Source organism: Bradyrhizobium sp. McL0616 (assembly GCF_049993385.1).
Taxonomy (GTDB): domain Bacteria; phylum Pseudomonadota; class Alphaproteobacteria; order Rhizobiales; family Xanthobacteraceae; genus Bradyrhizobium.
In genome coordinates this window covers 6,902,365-6,923,602 of record NZ_CP188255.1, presented here as the reverse complement: position 1 = coordinate 6,923,602, position 21,238 = coordinate 6,902,365, and the positions used below count along the sequence as shown (strand labels likewise).

19 protein-coding genes are annotated in these 21,238 nt (G+C 65.1%); 12 read left to right on the top strand and 7 right to left on the bottom strand.

Going from position 1 to position 21,238, the window contains the following annotated elements; all coding sequences use genetic code 11:
• Positions 1–56: 56 nt before the first annotated feature.
• The gene (locus tag ACPPVR_RS33280; RefSeq protein WP_426610749.1) at positions 57–1,244 is read right to left on the bottom strand and encodes an acetate/propionate family kinase; all 1,188 of its coding nucleotides are present in this window, start codon (positions 1,242–1,244) and stop codon (positions 57–59) included.
• Positions 1,245–1,248: 4 nt separating this feature from the next.
• Positions 1,249–3,636, bottom strand: coding sequence for a phosphoketolase family protein (locus tag ACPPVR_RS33275; protein ID WP_426610748.1), 2,388 nt, complete (start codon positions 3,634–3,636; stop codon positions 1,249–1,251).
• Between the two features lie 222 nt (positions 3,637–3,858).
• Here ACPPVR_RS33275 and ACPPVR_RS33270 point away from each other — a divergent pair, with 222 nt between their 5' ends.
• The 4 genes from ACPPVR_RS33270 (at position 3,859) to ACPPVR_RS33255 (ending at position 7,980) form a co-directional block, all read left to right on the top strand.
• Entirely contained in the window at positions 3,859–5,022 is a 1,164-nt protein-coding gene (locus ACPPVR_RS33270; RefSeq protein WP_426610747.1) for a PA0069 family radical SAM protein, read from the top strand.
• 26 nt (positions 5,023–5,048) lie between these two features.
• A complete protein-coding gene (locus ACPPVR_RS33265; protein ID WP_426610746.1) occupies positions 5,049–5,504 on the top strand; it encodes a VOC family protein in 456 nt (151 codons plus the stop codon).
• A gap of 76 nt (positions 5,505–5,580) precedes the next feature.
• Positions 5,581–6,372: a ribonuclease HII gene (locus ACPPVR_RS33260; RefSeq protein ID WP_426610745.1), complete on the top strand. Its 792-nt coding sequence runs from the start codon at positions 5,581–5,583 to the stop codon at positions 6,370–6,372.
• 99 nt (positions 6,373–6,471) lie between these two features.
• Positions 6,472–7,980: a glycosyltransferase family 39 protein gene (locus ACPPVR_RS33255; RefSeq protein WP_426610744.1), complete on the top strand. Its 1,509-nt coding sequence runs from the start codon at positions 6,472–6,474 to the stop codon at positions 7,978–7,980.
• A 26-nt stretch (positions 7,981–8,006) separates the two neighbouring features.
• On the opposite strand, the gene ACPPVR_RS33250 is transcribed toward ACPPVR_RS33255, so the two are convergent.
• Positions 8,007–8,816 carry a uracil-DNA glycosylase gene (locus ACPPVR_RS33250; protein ID WP_426610743.1) on the bottom strand — a complete coding sequence of 270 codons (810 nt, stop codon included), beginning with the start codon at positions 8,814–8,816 and terminating at the stop codon, positions 8,007–8,009.
• A gap of 137 nt (positions 8,817–8,953) precedes the next feature.
• On the opposite strand from ACPPVR_RS33250, the gene ACPPVR_RS33245 reads away from it, so the two are divergent.
• From ACPPVR_RS33245 to ACPPVR_RS33235, 3 genes are all read left to right on the top strand, one after another.
• Positions 8,954–10,615 carry an electron transfer flavoprotein-ubiquinone oxidoreductase gene (locus ACPPVR_RS33245; protein ID WP_426610742.1) on the top strand — a complete coding sequence of 554 codons (1,662 nt, stop codon included), beginning with the start codon at positions 8,954–8,956 and terminating at the stop codon, positions 10,613–10,615.
• Positions 10,616–10,900: 285 nt separating this feature from the next.
• Entirely contained in the window at positions 10,901–12,697 is a 1,797-nt protein-coding gene (locus ACPPVR_RS33240) for a tetratricopeptide repeat protein (RefSeq protein ID WP_426610741.1), read from the top strand.
• A gap of 29 nt (positions 12,698–12,726) precedes the next feature.
• Complete coding sequence (locus tag ACPPVR_RS33235) at positions 12,727–13,611, top strand: 4-(cytidine 5'-diphospho)-2-C-methyl-D-erythritol kinase (protein ID WP_426610740.1); 885 nt, start codon at positions 12,727–12,729, stop codon at positions 13,609–13,611.
• Here the strand turns inward: ACPPVR_RS33235 and ACPPVR_RS33230 are convergent.
• The gene (locus ACPPVR_RS33230; protein WP_426610739.1) at positions 13,608–14,480 is read right to left on the bottom strand and encodes an alpha/beta fold hydrolase; all 873 of its coding nucleotides are present in this window, start codon (positions 14,478–14,480) and stop codon (positions 13,608–13,610) included. The two genes, ACPPVR_RS33235 and ACPPVR_RS33230, sit on opposite strands and share 4 nt — an antisense overlap.
• Before the next feature lie 503 nt (positions 14,481–14,983).
• Here ACPPVR_RS33230 and ACPPVR_RS33225 point away from each other — a divergent pair.
• Complete coding sequence (locus tag ACPPVR_RS33225; RefSeq protein WP_426610738.1) at positions 14,984–15,256, top strand: hypothetical protein; 273 nt, start codon at positions 14,984–14,986, stop codon at positions 15,254–15,256.
• Positions 15,257–15,313: 57 nt separating this feature from the next.
• Here ACPPVR_RS33225 and fabF read toward each other — a convergent pair whose 3' ends face one another.
• From fabF to ACPPVR_RS33210, 3 genes are all read right to left on the bottom strand, one after another.
• On the bottom strand, positions 15,314–16,576 hold the full coding sequence (fabF, locus tag ACPPVR_RS33220; RefSeq protein WP_426610737.1) for a beta-ketoacyl-ACP synthase II: 1,263 nt from the start codon (positions 16,574–16,576) through the stop codon (positions 15,314–15,316).
• A gap of 1 nt (position 16,577) precedes the next feature.
• Complete coding sequence (locus tag ACPPVR_RS33215) at positions 16,578–17,093, bottom strand: winged helix-turn-helix transcriptional regulator (protein WP_426610736.1); 516 nt, start codon at positions 17,091–17,093, stop codon at positions 16,578–16,580.
• Positions 17,094–17,429: 336 nt separating this feature from the next.
• Positions 17,430–18,437 (bottom strand): polyprenyl synthetase family protein, encoded by a 1,008-nt coding sequence (locus ACPPVR_RS33210; protein WP_426610735.1) that lies wholly within the window; start codon positions 18,435–18,437, stop codon positions 17,430–17,432.
• Positions 18,438–18,568: 131 nt separating this feature from the next.
• Here ACPPVR_RS33210 and ACPPVR_RS33205 point away from each other — a divergent pair, with 131 nt between their 5' ends.
• From ACPPVR_RS33205 to ACPPVR_RS33190, 4 genes are all read left to right on the top strand, one after another.
• Complete coding sequence (locus ACPPVR_RS33205) at positions 18,569–18,796, top strand: DUF2007 domain-containing protein (RefSeq protein ID WP_247985267.1); 228 nt, start codon at positions 18,569–18,571, stop codon at positions 18,794–18,796.
• Positions 18,797–18,820: 24 nt separating this feature from the next.
• On the top strand, positions 18,821–19,588 hold the full coding sequence (locus tag ACPPVR_RS33200) for a tRNA1(Val) (adenine(37)-N6)-methyltransferase (RefSeq protein WP_426610734.1): 768 nt from the start codon (positions 18,821–18,823) through the stop codon (positions 19,586–19,588).
• Between the two features lie 216 nt (positions 19,589–19,804).
• Positions 19,805–20,713: a S49 family peptidase gene (locus ACPPVR_RS33195; RefSeq protein ID WP_426610733.1), complete on the top strand. Its 909-nt coding sequence runs from the start codon at positions 19,805–19,807 to the stop codon at positions 20,711–20,713.
• Between the two features lie 105 nt (positions 20,714–20,818).
• On the top strand, positions 20,819–21,010 hold the full coding sequence (locus ACPPVR_RS33190) for a hypothetical protein (protein WP_426616234.1): 192 nt from the start codon (positions 20,819–20,821) through the stop codon (positions 21,008–21,010).
• Positions 21,011–21,238 lie beyond the last annotated feature (228 nt).

The following is a 21,238-nucleotide window of genomic DNA, read 5'->3' as shown; positions in this document are numbered from 1 at the left end:
TCCGGCGCTTCGCACCAACCTTCTCCACAAGGGGAGAAGGAAAGTCCGGCCGCATTTCATTCCGTGATCGCTTGCAGCACCGCCGCGCAATGTCGCGCGATAGTCAGTTCCTCGTTCGTCGGAATGACGAGGACATCGACCGCGCTTTCGCCGCCGCCGATGCGCTCGCGCGCCGCGTCATTCGCCGCGGCATTCATGCGCACGCCGAGCCAGCCTAGACGCTCGCCGATTGCGCTGCGGATCTCCCGGGCGTGCTCGCCGATGCCCCCGGTGAAGACCAGGCAGTCCATCCCTCCAAGCGTGTTCGCCATCACCGCGACTTCCTGCGCCACGCGGAACGTGAAGAGATCGACAGCCTCTTGCGCCGCAGTCTCCTCGCTCGCGAGCAGCGTGCGCATGTCCGCAGAGATGCCGGAGACCCCGAGCAGGCCTGACTCGTGATAGAGCAGGTGCTCGACGTCCTCGACCGACATCCTCTCATGCTGTTGCAGATAGAGCAGGACGCCGGGGTCGATGGTGCCGCAGCGCGTGCCCATCACGAGGCCATCGAGAGGCGTCAGTCCCATCGTGGTGTCGACGCTACGGCCGTCGTGAAGTGCGCACAGGCTCGCGCCATTGCCGAGATGGGCGATGACGGTGCGCCTGCCCGCGAGCTCGGGCGCGATTTCCGCGAGCCGACCCGCGACATATTCAAAGGAGAGCCCATGAAAGCCGTAGCGCCGGATGCCGCGCTCTTCAAATCGTCTCGGAATGGCGAAGCAGCTTGCGGGCGGCGCCAGGCCATGATGAAACGCGGTGTCGAAACAGGCGATCTGCGTCAGCGCGGGCCGCATCCCCCTGATGGCGTGCACCGGCGCCAGGCAGCGCGGCTGATGCAGCGGCGCAAGCGGCGTCAGCGCCTCCAGCTTCGCATAGACATCTTCAGTCAATTCGACCGGGCCTGAATAATTGGGACCGCCGTGAACGATGCGGTGTCCCACCGTGCGCAGGCTGCCAAAACGATCCTCGATGAAGGCCAGCACGTCGGCAAACAAATGGTCGCCGTCGGTGTCCTCCGCAGTCCGGTGCTTCTCGAACAGATCCTCGCCCGCAGGGCTTTTCACCATGAGCCGGGGCTTTGCCTCATGCTCGTCAAGCAGGCCCTTGCAGAGCAGGACAGGCTCGGCCGCCGATATCTCGAACAGGCCGAACTTGATGCTGGACGAGCCGGCGTTGAGAACGAGAACCGCATCGGACACGGGCATGATGTCAGCCCGCCTTGCCGGGCCAAACCCAGTCGCGGATCTCAGGCATGTCCTCGCCATGCTCGCGGATGTAACGCGAATGCTCGATCAGCATGTCGCGGAATTGCTGCTTCACTTGCGCGGCCCTGGTCGCAAGCCCCGGCACGCGTTCGATCGCCTCGATCGCGAGGTGATAGCGGTCTAGCCCGTTGAGCACGACCATGTCGAACGGCGTCGTTGTGGTGCCCTCCTCGGCAAAGCCGCGGACATGCAGGCCGGCATGGTTGGTGCGGTTATAAGTCAGGCGATGGATCAGGGCGGGATAGCCGTGATAGGCGAAGATTACCGGCTTGTCGCGCGTGAACAGGCTGTCGAAGTCGCGATCGCTGATCCCATGTGGATGCTGCTCCTTCGATTGCAGCGTCATGAGGTCAACGACATTGACGACGCGGATCTTCAAATCTGGCAGCGCTTTGCGCAGGATGTCGACGGCGGCAAGCGTCTCCAGGGTCGGCACGTCGCCGGCACAGGCCATCACCACATCGGGCTCGCCATTCGCATCTTCCGTACCGGCCCAATTCCAGATGCCGATGCCGGCGTCGCAATGCGTGGCGGCGTCCTGCATCGACAACCATTGTGGCGCCGGCTGCTTGCCGGCGACGATGACGTTGATACGGTCATAAGTGCGCAGGCAGTGGTCGGCGATCCAAAGCAGCGTGTTGGCGTCCGGCGGGAAATAGATGCGGACGATGTCGGCCTTCTTGTTGGCAACGAGGTCGACAAAGCCGGGATCCTGATGGCTGAAGCCATTATGGTCCTGCCGCCAGACATGCGAGGTCAGGAGGTAGTTGAGCGAGGCGATCGGCCGCCGCCACGGCAAATGCCGCGTCACCTTGAGCCATTTGGCGTGCTGGTTGAACATGGAATCCACGATGTGGATGAAGGCCTCGTAGCAGGAGAACAAGCCGTGACGGCCAGTGAGCAGATATCCTTCGAGCCAGCCCTGGCAGAGATGCTCGCTCAGCACCTCCATGACGCGGCCGTCCCGGGCGAGATGGACGTCGTAAGGTTCGGTCGGTTCCATCCAGACGCGTTCGGTTGCCTCGAACACCGCATCGAGCCGGTTTGACGCGGTCTCGTCCGGACCCACGATGCGGAAGTTGCGCGCGTCTGCATTGAGACGGATGACGTCGCGCAAAAATTTGCCGAGCTCGCGCGTCGCTTCCCCGGTGACGCCGCCGGGCTGCGGCACGTCCACGGCGAAGCTGCGAAAGTCCGGCAACTTCAGCTCCTTCTTCAACAGCCCGCCATTGGCATGCGGGTTGGCGCCCATGCGGCGGCTGCCTTCGGGGGCCATTGCCCTTAGCTCGGGGATGAGCGCGCCGTCCGCACCAAACAGCTTTTCGGGCTCGTAGCTGCGCATCCAGTCCTCGAGAATTTTCAGGTGCGCCGGATTTTCGCGGCAGCTCGCGACGGGAACCTGATGCGCGCGCCAAAAACCTTCGACCTTCTTGCCGTCGACTTCCTTCGGGCCGGTCCAGCCCTTGGGGCTGCGCAGCACGATCATCGGCCAGCGCGGACGCTCGACCGTCTTTCGTCCGTCGCGCGCATGCTGCTGGATCGAGCGGATGCTGGCGAGCGCGACATCGAGCGCATCCGCCATGGTCCGGTGCATCAATTCGGGATCGTCGCCCTCGACGAACAGCGGCTCGTGGCCAAGCCCGCGGAACAGGTTTCGGATCTCCTCGTCGGGCATCCGTCCGAGCACGGTCGGGTTGGCGATCTTGTAGCCGTTGAGATGCAGGATCGGCAGCACTGCGCCGTCATGCGCGGGATTGAGGAACTTGTTCGAGTGCCAGGACGCCGCCAGCGGCCCGGTCTCCGCCTCGCCGTCACCGACGACGCAGGCGACGATCAAATCGGGATTGTCGAGCGCCGCGCCATAGGCGTGCACCAGCGCGTAGCCGAGCTCGCCGCCCTCGTGGATCGAGCCCGGTGTCTCCGGCGCGGCGTGGCTCGGGATGCCACCGGGGAAGGAGAACTGCCTGAACAATTTGCGCAATCCGTCCGCATCGCGCCCGATGGTCGGATAGATCTCGCTGTAGCTGCCCTCCAGATAGGTGTTGGCGACCATGCCGGGGCCGCCATGGCCGGGACCGCAGACATAGATCATGTCAAGGTCCAGCGCGCGGATGACGCGATTGAGGTGGGCGTAGACGAAGTTCAGCCCGGGCGTCGTGCCCCAATGGCCGAGCAGGCGCGGCTTGATGTGCTCGGGCCGCAAGGGCTCGCGCAGCAGCGGGTTGTCCAGAAGATAGATCTGCCCGACGGACAGATAGTTGGCGGCGCGCCAGTAGCGATCGAGGAGATCGAGTTCGCTGTGCGCGACGGCCGATTGTTGTTGATTTGTCATGTTCCTGCCGACCTTCACCAAGGATCGTCACCAACTGTGTTCCGGGACGATCGATCCCAAAATTGATCCTGCTCGGGATCAAACGGGATCGCGGCGCGTGCGGTGTTGCGTGAGGTCAAGGCCGGGCGCGCGAAGTTTGGGCAGCGCTACTGTGCATGGGGTTGTTTTCGAGTTTTTTATTCTTGTTCTTGATTTGTTCCGATCGCATGCTATCTTGGCTTCATGAGTCCAGCATCCTCTCATGCTCTCAAGCACCCGCCGGTCACGGCGCCCTCCGAGCCGGCGGGTGCGCCTTCTGATTTCCCCGAACTGGCTGTCGCCATCGACAAACAGCGCAGGCGAGGGCGGGGCGCGCAATCCAACGCCAGCGGCCGCTTTGAGGCCGAGGCGCGCGTCGCCTTCGACGACGGCTGGCAGAGCCTTGAGGAACTGCCGGCCTTCAAGACTACGGTCGGCGTCGACACCTCGCGCAAGGTGATCACCCGCAACGATTCCCCCGATATCGGCTTCGACCGCTCGATCAATCCCTATCGCGGCTGCGAGCACGGCTGCGTCTACTGCTTCGCGCGGCCGACGCATGCCTATCTCGGCCTGTCGCCGGGGCTCGACTTCGAGTCAAAGCTGTTCGTCAAGCCCGACGCGCCAGCGCTGCTCGAGAAGGAACTCGCAGCTTCAGGCTACGAGCCGCGGATGATCGCAATCGGCACCAACACCGATCCCTATCAGCCGATCGAGCGCGAGCGCAAAATCATGCGCGGCATTCTGGAGGTGCTGGAGCGCGCCGGCCATCCCGTCGGCATCGTCACCAAGTCTGCCCTGGTCACCCGCGACATCGACATCCTCGCGCGGATGGCCAAGCGCAATCTCGCCAAGGTCGGGATCTCCGTGACGTCGCTCGATCCAAAGCTGGCGCGCACCATGGAGCCGCGAGCGTCGACGCCGCCGAAGCGGCTGGAGGCACTTAAGCAACTGTCGGACGCCGGCATTCCGACCACCGTGATGGTGGCGCCCGTGATTCCCGCGCTGAACGATTCCGAGATCGAGCGCATTCTGGATGCGGCGGCCCATGCCGGCGTCAAGGAGGCCTCCTATGTGCTGCTGCGGCTGCCGCTGGAGGTGCGCGATCTCTTCCGCGAATGGCTGATGGCGAACTATCCGGACCGCTATCGCCACGTCTTCACGCTGATCCGCGACATGCGCGGCGGCCGCGATTACGACGCGAAATGGGACGAGCGCATGAAGGGCACCGGCCCGATGGCCTGGACCATCGGCCGCCGCTTCGAGATCGCCTGCGACAGGCTCGGGCTCAACAAGCGGCGCGCAAAGCTGACGACGGATCACTTTGCCAGGCCGAAGCGGAACGGCGATCAGCTCAGTCTGTTTTGAGGCGTGGACGAACGAGGTGTTGTGTCATGAGTAAGGAATTGCCTCCGCCGGTGCCGCGGCTCACGGTGATCACGCTTGGCGTGAACGACATCCGAGCCAGCATCGCTTTCTATGACGCTCTCGGTTTCTCGCGTCGACTAAAGGCGACCGGCGAGGCGGTTGCGTTCTACGACACCGGCGGTCCCGTGCTTGCCCTGTTTCCCTGGGATCAACTGGCGGCTGACGCGACTTTGCCGGATCAGCCGAAGCCATCGGCCTTCCGTGGGATGACGCTCGCCTGGAACTGCCGAACGCGCGACGAGGTCAATGCGGTGCTGGCCTTCGCCATCGGCAAGGGCGCCAAGCTGCTGAAGGCCGCGCACGAGACCGACTACGGCGGTTACTCCGGCTATTTTGCCGATCCCGACGGCCATCCCTGGGAAGTCGTGGTCGCGCCCGGCATCGAGGTGGGCGAGGACCGACGGGTGCATCTGGCGGACTGACGCCTCGGCCTGAATAGCGGGAATTGTCCGGGGTTCCCGGTTGCGCAAGCAAGGCGGCTTGCGCACGATCCCGGCCATGATTCGGGACAAATCCACGAAGAAGGCCAGGGGTAAGACCGCGCAAGCGCCGAAGGCGGCCAGAGGCGTCATCGCCGTCACCCGGCCGAGTTTCCGCCGCGAGCGCGCGCTGATCAAGCGCGGGGTCTGGCCGGTTGCAGGCTGCGACGAGGCGGGGCGCGGGCCGCTGGCTGGGCCGGTGGTGGCTGCTGCCGTGATCCTCGATCCCGACCGCATTCCGCGCGGCATCGACGATTCCAAGCGGCTGACGGCCGAGGAACGCGAAAGACTGTTCGACAAGATCTGCGCGACCGCGCAGGTCTCGGTCGCCGTTGCCTCGCGCGCCCGCATCGACCGCGACAATATCCTGCGCGCCTCGCTGTGGGCATTGAAGCGCGCGGTGGTGGCACTGCCCGAGGCGCCGCGCCATGTCTTCGTCGACGGCCGCGACCGGCTCGATACGGCCTGCGACTGCGAAGCCGTGATCGGCGGCGACGGCATTGTGCTGTCGATCGCGGCAGCTTCGATCATCGCGAAGGTGACGCGCGACCGGCTGATGTGCGCGCTGGCGCAGGACTGCCCCGGATACGGTTTTGAGCAGCACAAGGGCTACGGCGTCCCGGAGCACCTCGACGCGCTGAACCGCCTCGGTCCCACCGTCCACCACCGCACCTTCTTCGCCCCCGTCGCCGCCGCCCGCGCCAAGCACATGCCTTGGACCGTCGAGCCGGTGCCGGACTTGTTTGTTGTCACCGAGGTCGACGTGCAGGTGGAAGCGGCCGTCGAAATCGATGCTTCAGCCAGCCTCTAGCGCAGACTGTCGTTGCCACGACGCGAAGCGCCCTTTATCAAAACAGTCGTGAGCGAATAGGGCCGGCTGGACGGGTTGGCTGCATCTTTCGGACGTTGCATGCGGTTTACCTCCCTGGTTATCGAGCTCATTCGCGCCCGGCCGCGGCTGATCGTGTGGATCGCCGTGCTGTTGCAGGCCGCGATGTGGCTGTTCGTGGCGCTGGCGTTCTACCGCAGCCCGCCCGGCAGCCTCGCGACGCTGCTGGCGTTCGGCCGTGAATACCAGGTCGGCACTGATCTGGGCCCGCCGCTGCCGGTCTGGCTCGCCGACATCGCCTATCGTGGCGCCGGCGGCCATATGTTCGGCGTCTACGTCCTGGCCGAGCTCTGCGAGATCGCCACCTTCATCACGCTCTATCACCTCGCACGCGCCGTGGTCGGCACCCAGCAGGCGGTGCTCGCGGTGCTGCTGACCATGACGGTGCTGGCCTTCTCCTCGCCGGCGCTCGACTTCGGCCCGCTGGTACTGGCGCGGCCGCTATGGACGCTGCTGCTGCTGCATTCCTGGCAAATCATAGGCCAGCGCCGTGGCAATGCCTGGTTCGCCTGGTCGATCGAGGCCGGCCTCCTGCTGCTGACCACGCCCGCGGCGATCTTTCTCCTCGCGCTGCTCTTCATCTTCGCGGTCGCAACCGCCGGCGGCCGCCGCACGTTGCGTGCGCTCGATCCGCTGTTCGCGCTTATCGTGGTCGCCGTGCTGGCGCTGCCCTATGCGGTCTGGCTGTCTCGTGCCGAGACGCTGGTCCTGCCGGCCCTGCCTCAGCTCTCCGAGCTGAACGCCCGCGCGCTGCACGCGGCCTGGCTCTTTGGCGGCCTCGTGCTCGGCGCAGCGGCGATCCCGGTGCTGACCTTCCTCAACACCGGCTTGTTTGCCGGCAAGACCGAGGACGCGCCGATCATCTACCGGCCGCCGGTCGAGCCGCTTGCGCGCAACTTCGTCTATTTCTTCGCGCTGGCCCCCCTGATCGGCGCGGTCCTGATCTCCGGCCTGTTCGGGTTAGAGGCCGTCGTCGGTGGCGCCGGCGTCGTGCTGGTCATGTCGGGCCTCGCAATGGTCGTGGTGGCCGGCGATCTCATCGCGATGCGCCGCGCACGGATGCTGCGCACGGTGTGGGCCGCTGCCGTCGTGGCGCCCGCCGCCGGAGTCGTGCTGGCCGTGCTGTTCCTGCCCTGGAGCGGCACCGGCGAGATCGCGACCTCGATGCCGGCGCGCGCGATCTCGGACTTCTTCGACGACAGCTTTGCCCGCCGCACCAATCATCGACTGCGCGCGGTCGCAGGTGAAAGCCAGCTTGCGAGCCTGATCACGCTGCATTCCGGCCGGCCGCATCTCTTCATCGATGCCGAGCCCGCGCGCACGCCCTGGGTGAATCAGGCCAAGTTCAACGAGACCGGCGGCGTCGTGGTCTGGCGCGCCTCCGATACCGCCGGGACGCCACCGCCCGAAATCCTCGCGCGCTTTCCCGGCATCGTCCCGGAAGTGCCGCGCGCCTTCGAATGGCTGGTGACCGGCCGTCAGCAGCTGCTGCGCATCGGCTGGGCCATCGTGCGGCCGAAGGGGACGTAACCTCCACCGAGAGGCCGCTCCGCCCCTTACGCGCCCGCCAGCACCTTCGCGATCGCCCGCAGATCTTGCCAGGCCAGCCGCTTGTAGGACGGCGAACGCAGCAGATAGGCCGGGTGGAACGTCGCTAGCGCGCGGATCGTGCGCTGACCGGTGTCGTAGTCGAACCAGCGCCCGCGGGTGCGCATGATGCCTTCGCGCGTCGACAGCAGCGTCTGCGTCGAGGGATTGCCGAGCGTAACCAGCACGTCGGGATTCACCAGCTCGATATGGCGCTGGATGAAGGGCAGACACACTTGCGTCTCCTGCGGCGTCGGCGTGCGGTTGCCCGGCGGACGCCACGGAATCACATTGGCGATGTAGGCGGTGGTGCGGTTCAGCCCGATCGCACCGATCATGAGGTCGAGCAGCTTGCCGCTGCGCCCGACGAAGGGCAGCCCCTCGATGTCCTCGTCGCGCCCGGGCGCCTCCCCCACGAACATGATGCGGGCCTGCGGATTGCCGTCGGCGAACACCAGCTGCGTCGCGGTGTGCTTTAGCGCGCAGCCCTCGAAGCTCTGCATGAGCTCGCGCAGGGTTTCCAGCGTCGGCGCGGTGCGCGCGGCATCACGCGCCGAGGCGATCGCAATGTCGGGGGCAGGCGCAGCCTCGCCACGTATCACCGCGGGGGCTGCGACAGGCCGCGGCGCCTCGACCGGCGGTGCCGCGCGCAGGGCCGGCGGCGGGGCATCCGCCTCAGCCAGCCGGTCGACCGGTTCCTCCGCGAGCGCGCAGTCGACCCCCGCCTCCAGATAGAAGGCGAGAAGCTCTCGGACGGTGGGGGCGGGTTCGGGGATCATCTGGAAGGTCAGGCTTTTATATCAGTTTGGGCCGCCTTGCATCCCGGCGGAACGCATTTCCGTGGTTGTCCTACCCGGAAAAATCGGAAACAAGGGAGCGCAAACGACCGAGGAACCGTCTCAAGGGCTGAGATCAGATGAGCACCGAAGAACTTCCCCCGCGCGAATCCATGGAATTCGACGTCGTCATCGTCGGCGCTGGCCCCTCGGGCCTGGCGGCCGCGATCCGGCTGAAGCAGCTCAACGCCGATCTCAACGTCGTTGTGGTGGAGAAGGGCTCCGAGGTCGGCGCGCATATTCTCTCCGGTGCCGTGATCGACCCGGCCGGGCTCGACAAGCTCGTTCCGGACTGGCGCGAGGATTCCGACTGTCCGCTGAAGACGCAGGTGAAGGACGACCGCTTCTACTGGATGACGGGCGGTGGCGCGATCAAGCTGCCGAACTTCATGATGCCGCCGCTGATGAACAACCATCACTGCTACATCGGCTCGCTCGGCAATGTCTGCCGCTGGTTGGGGCGGAAAGCCGAGGCGCTCGGCGTCGAGATCTATCCGGGCTTTGCCGCGGCCGAAGTGCTCTACGACGAGCAGGGCGCGGTGAAGGGCATCGCCACCGGCGACATGGGCATCGGCCGCGACGGCAAGCCGAAGGATTCCTTTACCCGAGGCATGGAATTGCTCGGCAAGTACACGCTGTTCGCCGAAGGCGCCCGCGGCAGCCTGACCAAGCAGCTGATCGCGAAGTTCGCCCTGGACTCCAAGAGCGAGCCGGCGAAGTTCGGCATCGGCCTCAAGGAAGTCTGGCAGATCGATCCCGCCAAGCACCAGAAGGGCATGATCCAGCATTCCTTCGGCTGGCCGCTCGACCTGAAGACCGGCGGCGGCTCGTTCCTCTATCATTACGACGACAATCTCGTCGCCGTCGGCTTCGTCGTGCATCTCAATTACGACGACCCGTATCTATCGCCGTTCGACGAGTTCCAGCGCTTCAAGACCCATCCGTCGATCCGCGGCACCTTCGAGGGCGCCAAGCGGCTCGCTTACGGCGCACGCGCCATCACTGAGGGCGGCTACCAGTCGGTGCCAAAACTCAGCTTCCCCGGCGGTGCGCTGATCGGTTGCGCGGCTGGCTTCGTCAACGTGCCGCGTATCAAGGGCGTGCACAATGCGATGGGTACCGGCATGCTTGCCGCCGAGCATGTGGCGGCTGCGCTCGCCGCCGATCGCGCCAATGACGAGATCGTCGACTATGAGAACGCGTGGCGTTCGTCGTCGGTCGGCAAGGACCTGTTCCTGGTCCGCAACGTCAAGCCACTGTGGTCGAAATTCGGCACCGTGATCGGCGTTGCCCTCGGCGGCTTCGACATGTGGTGCAACACGCTGTTCGGCGGCTCGCTGTTCGGCACACAGTCGCACGCCAAGCCCGATCGCTCCACGCTCGATCCGGCCAAGAGCCACGCGCCGAAGAATTACCCGAAGCCGGACGGCAAGATCTCGTTCGACAAGCTGTCGTCAGTATTCCTATCCAACACCAATCATGAGGAAGACCAGCCGGTCCATCTTCGGGTTGCCGACATGAACCTCCAGAAGATGTCCGAGCATGATGTGTTCGCAGGTCCGTCGAATCGCTATTGCCCGGCCGGCGTCTATGAGTGGGTGGAGGAGGGCGCGAGCCCCCGTTACCAGATCAACGCCCAGAACTGCGTCCACTGCAAAACTTGCGACGTGAAGGACCCTAACGGCAACATCACCTGGGTTCCCCCGGAGGGCGGCGGCGGGCCGAACTACGAGGCGATGTAAGGGCGTCTCGCGTCACGAAAGGTGATGGTTGCGCACGTTCGCGTGAGATCAGGGGCACAGCAGGCGCCCCCGGCCACGATAAGGCCATACTAGCATCGTCTTGGGGCGCTCTTGACCGATTTGGGGCGTGCGGAGGGGATCGTCCGGTCCGAATCCTTGCGGTGAAGCGCCAAAAGCGGCATTGTCCGGCCCTGACGGTTCCGGGTCCCGTGTCGCCGGCCGCGTTCGCATGCGAGACGGCCTTTTGCTTCAAACCCAGGCACTACCAACTCAAGGCGAGCCCTGATGTTTTCAAATCGTTTCAACCGCTGGACTGTTGCCGCCATCGCCCTCATGGGCACAGCGATCGCGACGGTCCCCGGCGCGGTCCAGGCGCAGACGCCGGATCATCCGTCCGACACGGCGGCGCAGTTTCCGACCCGAAACGATCTGAAGTCGCTGACCACGTCCGGCAGCTATCTCGCCGCCCGCCATGCCAGCGTCGAGCGTGACGCGACCTCGGCCGCTGCCTTCTACCGCTCCGCGCTGCGCACCGACCCCAAGAACAACGAGCTGCTCGACCGCGCCTTCATCTCCTCGGTTGCCGACGGCGACATCGATGAAGCGGTCAAGCTCGCCGAACGCATTCTCACCATCGACAAGACCAATCGCGTCGCGCGCCTCGTGGTCGGCGTTCACGATCTGAAGCTGAAGAAATATCCGAGCGCGCAAAGCAACATCAACCAGTCGATCCGCGGACCGATCACCGATCTGGTCGCAACCCTGTTGTCAGGCTGGGCGGCCTATGGCGCCGGCGATGCCAAAGGCGCTGTCGCCAACATCGACAAGCTGGCGGGTCCCGAATGGTATCCGCTGTTCAAGGATCTCCACGCCGGCTTGATCCTCGAGCTCGCCGGCAAGGAAAAGGACGCCGGCACCCGATTCGAGCGCGCCTACAAGCTCGACGATTCCATGCTGCGCATCACCGAGGCCTATGGCCGCTGGCTGTCGCGCAACAAGGACGCGGCCTCGGCAACCGCCGTTTATGAGGCTTTCGACAAGAAGCTCGCGCGCCATCCGCTGATCGTGGAAGGCCTGCGCGACACCAAGGCCGGCAAGAAGATGCCGCCGCTGGTTGATTCCGCACAGGCGGGCGCGGCCGAGGCTCTCTACGGCATCGGCGCCACGCTGACCCGCCGCGGCGGCGAGGAGCTTGCGCTGGTCTATCTCCAGCTCTCGCTCTACCTCCAGCCCACTCACCCGCTGGCCCTGCTCTCGCTCGCAGATCTCTATGAATCGGTGAAGCGGCCGCAGATGGCGATCAAGGTCTATGAGCGCGTGCCGTCGTCGTCGCCCTTGAAGCGCAATGCCCAGATCCAGCTCGCCGTCGATCTCGATTCAGCCGACCGCACCGATGAGGCCATCAAGATCCTCAAGGGCGTGGTGAGCGAGGATTCCAAAGACCTCGAAGCCATCATGGCGCTCGGCAATCTCGAGCGCGGCCGCAAGAAGTTCGGCGACTGCGGTGCGACCTATTCGCAAGGCATCGACGTGCTGCCGGCCGGAAACGACAAGGCCAACAGCGTCTGGTACTATTATCGTGGCATCTGCGAGGAGCGCTCCAAGGAATGGGGCAAGGCCGAAGCCGACATGAAGAAGGCGCTCGAGCTCCAGCCCGACCAGCCGCATGTCCTCAACTATCTCGGCTATTCCTGGATCGACCAGGGCGTGAACCTCGACGAGGGCATGAAGATGATCAAGCGCGCCGTCGAGCAGCGTCCCGACGACGGCTACATCGTCGACTCCCTCGGCTGGGCCTATTACCGCATCGGCAATTACGAGGAAGCGGTGAAGAACCTCGAGCGCGCGATCGACCTCAAGCCCGAGGATCCCACCATCAACGACCATCTTGGCGATGCTTATTGGCGCGTCGGGCGCACGCTGGAGGCAAAATTCCAGTGGGCGCACGCCCGCGATCTCAAGCCCGAGCCGGATGATCTGCCGAAGATCGAGGCCAAGATCGCGAATGGCATAGCGGACGATAATTCGAACTCTTCGGCCGCGCAGGCGGACAAGAAGAAGGACGATGGCAAGGGCGGCTAATTCTGAGTGCGTTTTGGGGTTGATCGCCAATGCCGGCGTTGATTGAAGAGGGGCGCGCGAAGGTCAATTTGAGCCTTCGCGTGGTCGGCCGTCGTGCCGACGGCTATCATGATCTCGAAAGCGTGGTCGCGTTCGCCGATTGCGCCGACCGGCTCACGCTGGAGCCGGGTGGCGAGCTGAAGCTCACCGCCACCGGTCCGCTCGCTGGCGCATGCGGTGACACCAACGACAATCTCGTGTTCAAGGCGGCTAAGCTATTGGCTGAAGCTGTGCCGAATTTGAAGCTCGGTGCGTTCGCGCTCGACAAGGTGTTACCGGTCGCAGCCGGCATTGGCGGCGGCTCGGCCGACGCGGCGGCGGCGCTGCGGCTGCTGGCGCGTCTCAACAACCTCCCGCTCGATGACGCCCGCCTTCAGAAGGTGGCGCTGGCCACCGGCGCCGACGTGCCGGTGTGTCTCTTCTCGCGCGCCTGCGACATGACCGGCGTCGGCGAGCAGCTGTTGCCGCTGGCGCTGCCGCGCATGCCCTGCGTCATGGTCAATCCGCGCGTGCCGGTCGCGACCAAGGACGTGTTCCAGGCGCTGGGTCTGCGCAATGGCGAGCTCTTGGTCGGGGCCACCTCCGTCCTCGATGCTCCTGCTTGGCCGGAAGAGGGCGGGTCGATTGCCGACTGGGTCGATGTTCTCGAGACCGTGGCCAACGACCTCGAAGCGCCTGCCATGCGGATCGAGCCTGTGATCGGCGAGGTGCTAACAGCCTTGCGTGACTCCGCCGGCGTCAAGCTCGCTCGGATGTCAGGTTCGGGTGCGACGTGCTTTGCGATTTATGGTGCGCCGGCTGAGGCGCATGCCGCCGCCGAAAAGATCCGGCGCGATCACCCCGGCTGGTGGGTGCATGCGGGGACGTTGAGCTAGGCGCCTCTGTCCGCGAGCCCCAGAAACAGCCGGATTGCATCTAACACTTCTTGCGGCTTGTCATGCTGCAGCCAGTGTCCGGCGCCAGAGATGGTCTCGACGCGCGCCTGCGGGAAATAGCGCTCCAGGCCTGCCGCCCGGGCGCCGGCCAGAAAGCTTTCACCTGCATTGAGCAGCAGCGTCGGGCAGGCGATGCGCGACCACAGCGCGACATGATCGTCCGGCCAGAGCCGGTGCGGCGCGGAGGCGCGCTGGTAGGGGTCGAACTTCCAGCTATAAGTGCCATCCTCGTTTCGGCGCGCGCCGTGCGTGGCGAGGTGCAGCGCGAGGTCGCGGGACAGCCGCTTGTTGTGAAGCACCATCTGCGCGGCGGCGTCATCGAGGGTCGGATAGCGGCGCGGCGTGCGGTCGTGTAGCTTGTCGAGTTGTGCGACCCATTTGCTGATGCGCTCATGAGTCGGCGGCTTTGGTGAATCCGGCAACATTGTCACGCCGTCGAGGACGACCAGCCTCGTGACCTGCTCCGGGAATGATCCTGAAAAGATCAGGCTCACCATTCCGCCCATCGAATGGCCGATGAGAGTCACTTGAGGCGCTGCGATGGCACGGACGAGCTGGGCGAGATCGTACACATATTCCGTCAGGGCGTAGCTGCCGCCCTTGGTCCAGTCGGAATCGCCGTGACCGCGGAGGTCGGGCGCGAGCACGTGAAAATACGGCTGCAACGCGCGGGCGATGACGTCCCAGCTCCGGCAATGATCGCGGCCGCCATGAACGAGGATGAGGACCGGCGCGCCATCATTGCCCCAGTCGGCATAATGCAGCCGCAGGCCGTGGGACTCATAGAAGCGGCTCTCCGGGACGAGCATTGTGCGGCGATCCTCTTCGGTGCGCGGTCAAGACGACAGTCAGATCGGAGTAGCCTGCCGCCGGCCATTCCACAAGCGAGGTGCTGGTCATGCGCGCTTCGGAGCCGGGCCGGTGCGAGAGGCCGGCGGCTGCGTGGCGCGGCAGCGTTGTCGAGCCTTGAGCAGCTTCGCCGCGCGACAGCGACGCATGGCGCGCGACAACGACCTTGGCAGGAGATGATAACGCGACCAGGACATCATCTTCATCGAACCCTCCATCGCAGCATCAATGGGTGGGCTCTCGGCGATGCTCCGTTCGAAACGCGCGCGTTACATCTCGGCAAGTCATTACAAGTTGGAAAGCGTGCCGGGCCTGATGCGACACATATCATCCGCGTGCGTTGGCCAGAGACCAGCGCAAGGCTTGTTAATCAACGCAGGCGTGTTCATCGGCGTTAAACCTTCGTAACGCACCGAACGCGTTCGTCGTTCGTCGCCTCCAACAGATGTTAGGAGGTGAAATCATGAAACTTGTCTCCGCGTTTGTTGGCCTCGCCGCACTTGGCGGCGTCGCTTTGTCCAGCGGGGCCGCATCGGCTCAGCCGATCGACGTCCCCAGTGCGTCAGGCGTCGTTCCTTCCGGCTATATCTGCAACGAATGGGGCCATTGCTGGCACCGCCACTATGACGGCGGCGGCTATTATCACCCGCATTATTGGGGTGGTTACGGCTGGCACCACCGTCATTGGGCCGGCGGCTATGGCTGGCATCATTGGCACCACTGGCATCAGTGGTAAGCGCTGAGAAAGGGGCTTCGGCCCCTTTCTTCTTTGGCGGATTGCAAGTGCTCTCGTCTAGCTCATTCGGCGGAAGATCACGCTGGCATTGACCCCGCCGAAGCCGAAACCGTTGGAGATAGCGTGCTGCATCGCCATCGGCCGCGCTGCGCCTGAGACGATGTCGATGCCATCAGCGCCGGGATCGGGATTCTGAAAATTGAGCGTCGGTGGCGCGATCTGGTCGCGCAGCGCCAGCACAGTGAAGATCGCTTCGAGGCCGCCGGCGGCGCCGAGCAGGTGGCCGGTGGCCGATTTTGTTGCGCTCACCGCGATGCCACGGTTGCGGCCAAACAGCGCGGCGATGGCGCCAAGCTCGCTCTCGTCGCCGGCCGGTGTTGACGTCGCATGCGCGTTGAGGTGCTGCAAATCCGCGGGCGCAAGGTTCGCCTGCCGCAGCGCGATCTCCATGGCACGGCGGGCGCCGTCGCCGTCGGGCGGGCCTGACGTCATGTGATAGGCGTCGGCCGTGGTGCCGTATCCGACGATCTCTGCGATCGGCGTGGCGCCTCGTGCGAGCGCGTGCTCCAGCTCCTCAATCACCAGCATGCCGGCTCCCTCGCCCATGACAAAACCGTCGCGGTCGCGATCGAACGGGCGCGAGGCGCATGCTGGCTCGTCGTTGAAGGAGCTCGACAGCGCGCGTGCCGCGGCGAAGCCGCCGAGGCTGACGAGATCGATGCAGGCCTCAGAGCCGCCGCAGATCGCGATGTCAGCCTCGCCGGCGCGGATCATGCGCGCGGCATCGCCGATCGCCTGGACGCCGGCGGCGCAGGCCGTGACCGGCGTCCCCAGCGGTCCCCTGTAGCCGTATTTGATCGAGACGTGACCGGCGGCGAGATTGGCGAGGAACGAGGGAATCGTGAACGGCGATAGCCGGCGCGGGCCGCGCTGGTCGGTGATACGCACCGCTTCCACCATCGCCGGGAAACCGCCGACGCCGGAGGCGATGATCGTCGCTGTGCGTTCCAGCGGCGCCACATCCTGCGGTGTCCATTTGGCCTGTGCGATCGCCTCTGCGGCGGCGAGCAGCGCAAACAGGATGAAGCGGTCCATCTTGCGCTGATCTTTTGGCGGGGCCGCCTCGGCCGGGTCAAATCCTCCTTCCGCATCCGCGGCCTTCTCAGGCACGAGGCCGCCAACGCGCGCGGGCAGCGCCTGCGACCATTCGGGCAGGGGGCGCAGTCCGCTCTGGCCCGCGAGCAGCCGGCGCCAGGACAGTTCGACACCACAGCCGAGCGGCGACACCGCACCCATTCCCGTCACGACAATACGACGCATGTCAGTCTCCAGCCGGCGCAACCGCCGGGTTCATGGCCTTGAGCAAGGCGAGCCGCCGGCGCATCAAGCGGCTCGCGCCGGGACCTGCGATCACGACTGCATTGGTGAGCGTGATCGGCCGCATGTCGGCGGCATCGACCACGACCGGATCGAGCGGGCGACGATCGTCCCGGTTCGCCAGCAGGATGGCTTCGCCCTTCGGCGCGAGATGCTTGTTGCCCCAGGCGAGCAGCGTCGCGATGACGGGGAAGAAATCCCGCGCCTTCTCTGTCAGCACATATTCGTGACGCGGCGGCCTCTCATGATAGCGGCGGCGTACGAACATGCCGGTCTTGGTGAGATGGGACAGGCGCCGCGACAGGATGTTCGGGGCGATGCCGAGATTGCGCTCGAACTCGTCAAACCGAGTGGAGCCCTGAAACGCATCCCGCAGGATCAAAATGCTCCACCATTCACCAACCGTTTCCACGGCGCGGCCGACCGGGCATTCCAGGATGGAGGAGGATTTGGGCTGCATGGCGGGGAAGCTAGGCAAGTTACTTGCAAAATGCAAGTCACTGGACAGGCAGCAGCGGGACGGGTGGAGCGGGCCACGAGATCGCGAAGTCAATGCTGTGACTTGAAGTGGTAGTTATTGGACGATGGCTGGGCGCCATCTTCCGTCATTGCGAGCGCAGCGAAGCGATCCAGGATCTTGCCGCGGGGACAGACTGGATTGTTTCGCTGCGCTCGCAATGATGTTGTGGAAGCCGCGAGCGCGTACGCGTCACCGTCACCCTGAGGCGCTTGTCGAGCCTCAGGATGACGGGACTATCAGCGGTGCGGAATCGGAAAAGGACGTTGGCCGGCGCGACTAGTGCGACCGTGCCAAACAGAACGCCACGACCTGCTCCAGCGCGCTCTTCATCGGCGAGGACGGGAACAGCGCGAGCGCGTCGACCGCCATGGCGCCGTAGTGGTGGGCGCGGCTGATTGTGTCCTCGAGCGCACGGTGCTTGTTCATCAGGCCGAGGGCGTGATCGAGATCGGTGTCGCCGATCTCGCCGCGCTCCAGCGCCCGAATCCAGAAGGCTCGCTCGGTGTCGTTGCCGCGGCGAAACGCGAGAACCACCGGCAGGGTGATCTTGCCTTCGCGGAAGTCGTCGCCGGTATTTTTGCCGAGTTTTGCGCTCTTTCCGCCATAATCGAGCACGTCGTCGACGAGCTGGAAGGCGATGCCGAGGTTCATGCCGACCGAACGGCAGGCGGTCTGCTCCGCCTTCGGGCGGTTGGCGATCACGGGGCCGACCTCGCAGGCAGCCGCGAACAGCTCGGCGGTCTTGCCGCGGATCACGGCGAGATATTCGTCCTCCGTGGTCGCGGTGTTCTTGGCGGCGGCAAGCTGCATCACCTCGCCCTCGGCGATGGTGGCGGCGGCCGCCGAAAGAATATCGAGGGCGCGGAGCGAGCCGACCTCGACCATCATGCGGAAGGCTTGGCCGAGCAGGAAGTCACCGACCAGCACGCTCGCCTCATTGCCCCACAGCATGCGCGCCGACAGCTTGCCGCGGCGCATCTCGCTCTCGTCGACGACGTCGTCGTGGAGCAGGGTTGCGGTGTGCATGAACTCGACGGACGCGGCGAGCTTGATGTGGCCGTCGCCGGTGTAGCCGGCGAGGTTGGCCATGGCGAGCGTCAGCATCGGCCGCAGGCGCTTGCCCCCGGACGAGATCAGATGGTTGGCGACCTCCGGGATCATGGTCACCTCGGAGCCGGTCCGCGACAGGATCGTGGCGTTGACGCGCTCCATGTCACCGGCGACAAGGGCAACCAGCTCTTCGATCGACGCGCCGGGAGTTTCGAAAGGTACGATGACGGCCACGCCGGTCTCCAATATTTGCCCCGGAAGGGCTATTCTGATGGAAAGACAATAGAAACTGGACGGGGATGCGGCAAGGGCTGTGGAACCATTGACATTGCCGCTTATCCCCCGTCAGGCAGGAGGCCTGTGTTTTGCGTGAACTGGTTCGGACCAACGATATCGTGCTGGTGTCGGCGATTGGCGCCCTGCTCGACGGCGCCAACATCCATCATCTGGTGCTGGACCAGAACATGAGCATCATCGAGGGCTCGCTCGGCATTTTGCCGCGACGGATCCTGGTCCATGAGGACGATGCCCTGGAGGCCCGGCAGCTGCTCACCGAGGCCGGCCTCAGCCACGAATTGCGCGGCGATGATTGAGGCCTTGCATGAGTGAAGTCTTGGATGAGTGAGGTCTTGGCAGATATCACCGAGGACGCCTTTCTCGGCGGGCAGTTGCTCCTGAAGCAGAAGCGGTCCGGCCATCGCGCCGGGCACGACGCCATTCTGCTTGCGGCGGCGACGGAGGCCAGGGGAGGCGATCGTGTGGTTGATCTCGGCGCCGGTATCGGCACGGCCGGACTGGCGCTCGCCCGGCGCGTCGCCGGGATCAGTCTCAGTCTGGTCGAGATCGATCCGGAGCTGGCCGAGCTTGCGCGCGCCAATGCGGCGGCGAATGCGATTGCCGCGGAAGCGATTGTGCTCGACGTCACGGCCGATGCGCAGGCCTTCGCCGCACATGGGCTCGTGCCCGACAGTGTCGATAGCGTCTTGATGAACCCGCCCTTCAACGATCCCGCACGGCATCGCGGCTCGCCGGATCAGGCGCGTCAGATCGCACATGTCGCAACGGACGACACGCTGGATGCCTGGGTGCATGCGGCCCGTCGTATCCTTAGATCGAACGGTGTGCTCACCTTGATCTGGCGTGCGGATGGGATAGCAGAGGTTTTGGCAGCGCTGTCACGCGGATTCGGCAGCCTGTCGATCTTGCCGGTTCACGGCGAGGCGGGGCGACCTGCGATCCGGGTGCTGGTGCGCGCGGTCAAAGGCGGCCGGGCACCGACGCGATTACTGCCGGGTCTCGTGCTCAATGACGAGTCACGCGTGCCTAAAAAAGAGGTCAGGAATATCCTGGAGGGGAGGGCGGTCTTGCAGTTGGCGGAGCCGTAACGGCTTACTGCGGAAGCGATTCCGACTGCTGTTCTTGTGGGGACGTGAAGCGAATAGCCGCGAAAAGGGCACCGATCAGCATCAACAGCAGATAGATCTTCATGGCATTTCCTCCGCTGCTTCATTGCAGCTTCCCAACGAGGAATCTGCAAAACACGTTCCAGCAAGTTTCAATGACAGTCGCGTGATAAGAATTGGTTAATCAGAGGTAACGGCATGGCCGAACAATTGAACGATCCCGCAGGTTCCGGCTTGGTCGACAAGCTGTTGCAATATCTGCCGGCGCGCTTCCGCCCCGGCACGGCGGTGGTGCCGGTGGTGCGGCTGTCGGGCGTGATCGGCGCGGTGACGCCGCTCCGCCCGGGCATGTCGCTCGCGGGCGTCGCGCGGGTGCTGGAGCGCGCGTTCTCGGTCCGCAATGCCAAGGCAGTGGCACTGGTGATCAACTCGCCCGGCGGCTCGCCGGTGCAGTCGCGGCAGATCTATCTGCGCATCAAGCAGCTCGCGGCGGAGAAGAAGCTGCCGGTGCTGGTGTTCGTGGAGGACGTCGCGGCCTCCGGCGGCTACATGATCGCATGCGCGGGCGACGAGATCTTCTGCGATCCGTCCTCGATCCTCGGCTCGATCGGCGTGGTCGGCGGCAGCTTTGGTTTCCAGGAGGCGATCAAGCGGCTCGGCATCGAGCGGCGCCTCTACACGGCCGGCGCGCACAAGGCGATGCTCGATCCGTTCCTGCCCGAAAACCCCGACGATGTCGCGAAGCTGAAGGCGCTCCAGCGCGAAATCCACCAGATCTTCATCGCGCTGGTGAAGGAAAGCCGCGGGACCCGGCTGAAGGGGGCCGACGACACCCTGTTCACCGGCGAGTACTGGGCCGGCGAGAGCTCGATCGCCCTGGGCTTGGCCGACGGCATCGGCGATCTCCGCTCGACTCTTCGTGCCCGCTTTGGCGAGAAGGTTCTCACCCCTGTGATCGCCCAGCCGACCGGGCTGCTCTCCGGCCTTTTGGGGCGGAAATCGCCCGGCGCAGGCCGGCTTTCGGCCATGGAATCAATGGCCGGGCTGCCGGACGATCTGATCTCGGCGGTTGAAACCCGCGCGATTTGGGCAAAATTCGGGTTCTAGGTGAAAGCCCTCCCGCGCCATTTGGTCCGGGCCGAGCCAATTGCGGCGCGGCCCGGTCTGCGCAAGAATGCGCGTGGGGGCTGAGCATTGAACAAGGATCGACCGATGCCGCCGTTCGTTGCATTCGCGGGCGTCCTGGGCGGGCTTGCCGTGGTCCGCTGGGCGTACAAGACCGCACTCCGGATCAACCAGGAGCTGGAGGAGATGCGCCTCTCGCGCGTCGCCGAGGCCGCCCATATGGGCACCATCCCGACGCTGAAGCGTGACCCCGTGACCGGAGCTTACCGACCGGGCTAGCACTCTCTCCGCACGCACGGTGCGCTCCCTCTCCCGCTTGCGGGGGAGGGTTGGGGAGGGAGTGTCTCCGGCAGGCGAGACTGCCGCAGAGGACAGAGCCCTCACCCGTCGCTCTCGGGACAATGCTTCGCATCGCCCAGCGAGCGCCGACCTCTCCCGCAAGTGGAAGAGGTAAGAAGCGCCCCTTTGCCTTGATTCCCACCCCCGCCGTCGATACGGTCCCGCGCG

Bases quoted from the DNA above. Each gene is read 5' to 3' on its own strand.
- ACPPVR_RS33280 (WP_426610749.1), bottom strand. From the start codon at position 1,244: ATGCCCGTGTCCGATGCGGTTCTCGTTCTCAACGCCGGCTCGTCCAGC.
- ACPPVR_RS33275 (WP_426610748.1), bottom strand. From the start codon at position 3,636: ATGACAAATCAACAACAATCGGCCGTCGCGCACAGCGAACTCGATCTC.
- ACPPVR_RS33270 (WP_426610747.1), top strand. From the start codon at position 3,859: ATGAGTCCAGCATCCTCTCATGCTCTCAAGCACCCGCCGGTCACGGCG.
- ACPPVR_RS33265 (WP_426610746.1), top strand. From the start codon at position 5,049: ATGAGTAAGGAATTGCCTCCGCCGGTGCCGCGGCTCACGGTGATCACG.
- ACPPVR_RS33260 (WP_426610745.1), top strand. From the start codon at position 5,581: ATGATTCGGGACAAATCCACGAAGAAGGCCAGGGGTAAGACCGCGCAA.
- ACPPVR_RS33255 (WP_426610744.1), top strand. From the start codon at position 6,472: ATGCGGTTTACCTCCCTGGTTATCGAGCTCATTCGCGCCCGGCCGCGG.
- ACPPVR_RS33250 (WP_426610743.1), bottom strand. From the start codon at position 8,816: ATGATCCCCGAACCCGCCCCCACCGTCCGAGAGCTTCTCGCCTTCTAT.
- ACPPVR_RS33245 (WP_426610742.1), top strand. From the start codon at position 8,954: ATGAGCACCGAAGAACTTCCCCCGCGCGAATCCATGGAATTCGACGTC.
- ACPPVR_RS33240 (WP_426610741.1), top strand. From the start codon at position 10,901: ATGTTTTCAAATCGTTTCAACCGCTGGACTGTTGCCGCCATCGCCCTC.
- ACPPVR_RS33235 (WP_426610740.1), top strand. From the start codon at position 12,727: ATGCCGGCGTTGATTGAAGAGGGGCGCGCGAAGGTCAATTTGAGCCTT.
- ACPPVR_RS33230 (WP_426610739.1), bottom strand. From the start codon at position 14,480: ATGCTCGTCCCGGAGAGCCGCTTCTATGAGTCCCACGGCCTGCGGCTG.
- ACPPVR_RS33225 (WP_426610738.1), top strand. From the start codon at position 14,984: ATGAAACTTGTCTCCGCGTTTGTTGGCCTCGCCGCACTTGGCGGCGTC.
- fabF (WP_426610737.1), bottom strand. From the start codon at position 16,576: ATGCGTCGTATTGTCGTGACGGGAATGGGTGCGGTGTCGCCGCTCGGC.
- ACPPVR_RS33215 (WP_426610736.1), bottom strand. From the start codon at position 17,093: ATGCAGCCCAAATCCTCCTCCATCCTGGAATGCCCGGTCGGCCGCGCC.
- ACPPVR_RS33200 (WP_426610734.1), top strand. From the start codon at position 18,821: ATGAGTGAGGTCTTGGCAGATATCACCGAGGACGCCTTTCTCGGCGGG.
- ACPPVR_RS33195 (WP_426610733.1), top strand. From the start codon at position 19,805: ATGGCCGAACAATTGAACGATCCCGCAGGTTCCGGCTTGGTCGACAAG.
- ACPPVR_RS33190 (WP_426616234.1), top strand. From the start codon at position 20,819: ATGCCGCCGTTCGTTGCATTCGCGGGCGTCCTGGGCGGGCTTGCCGTG.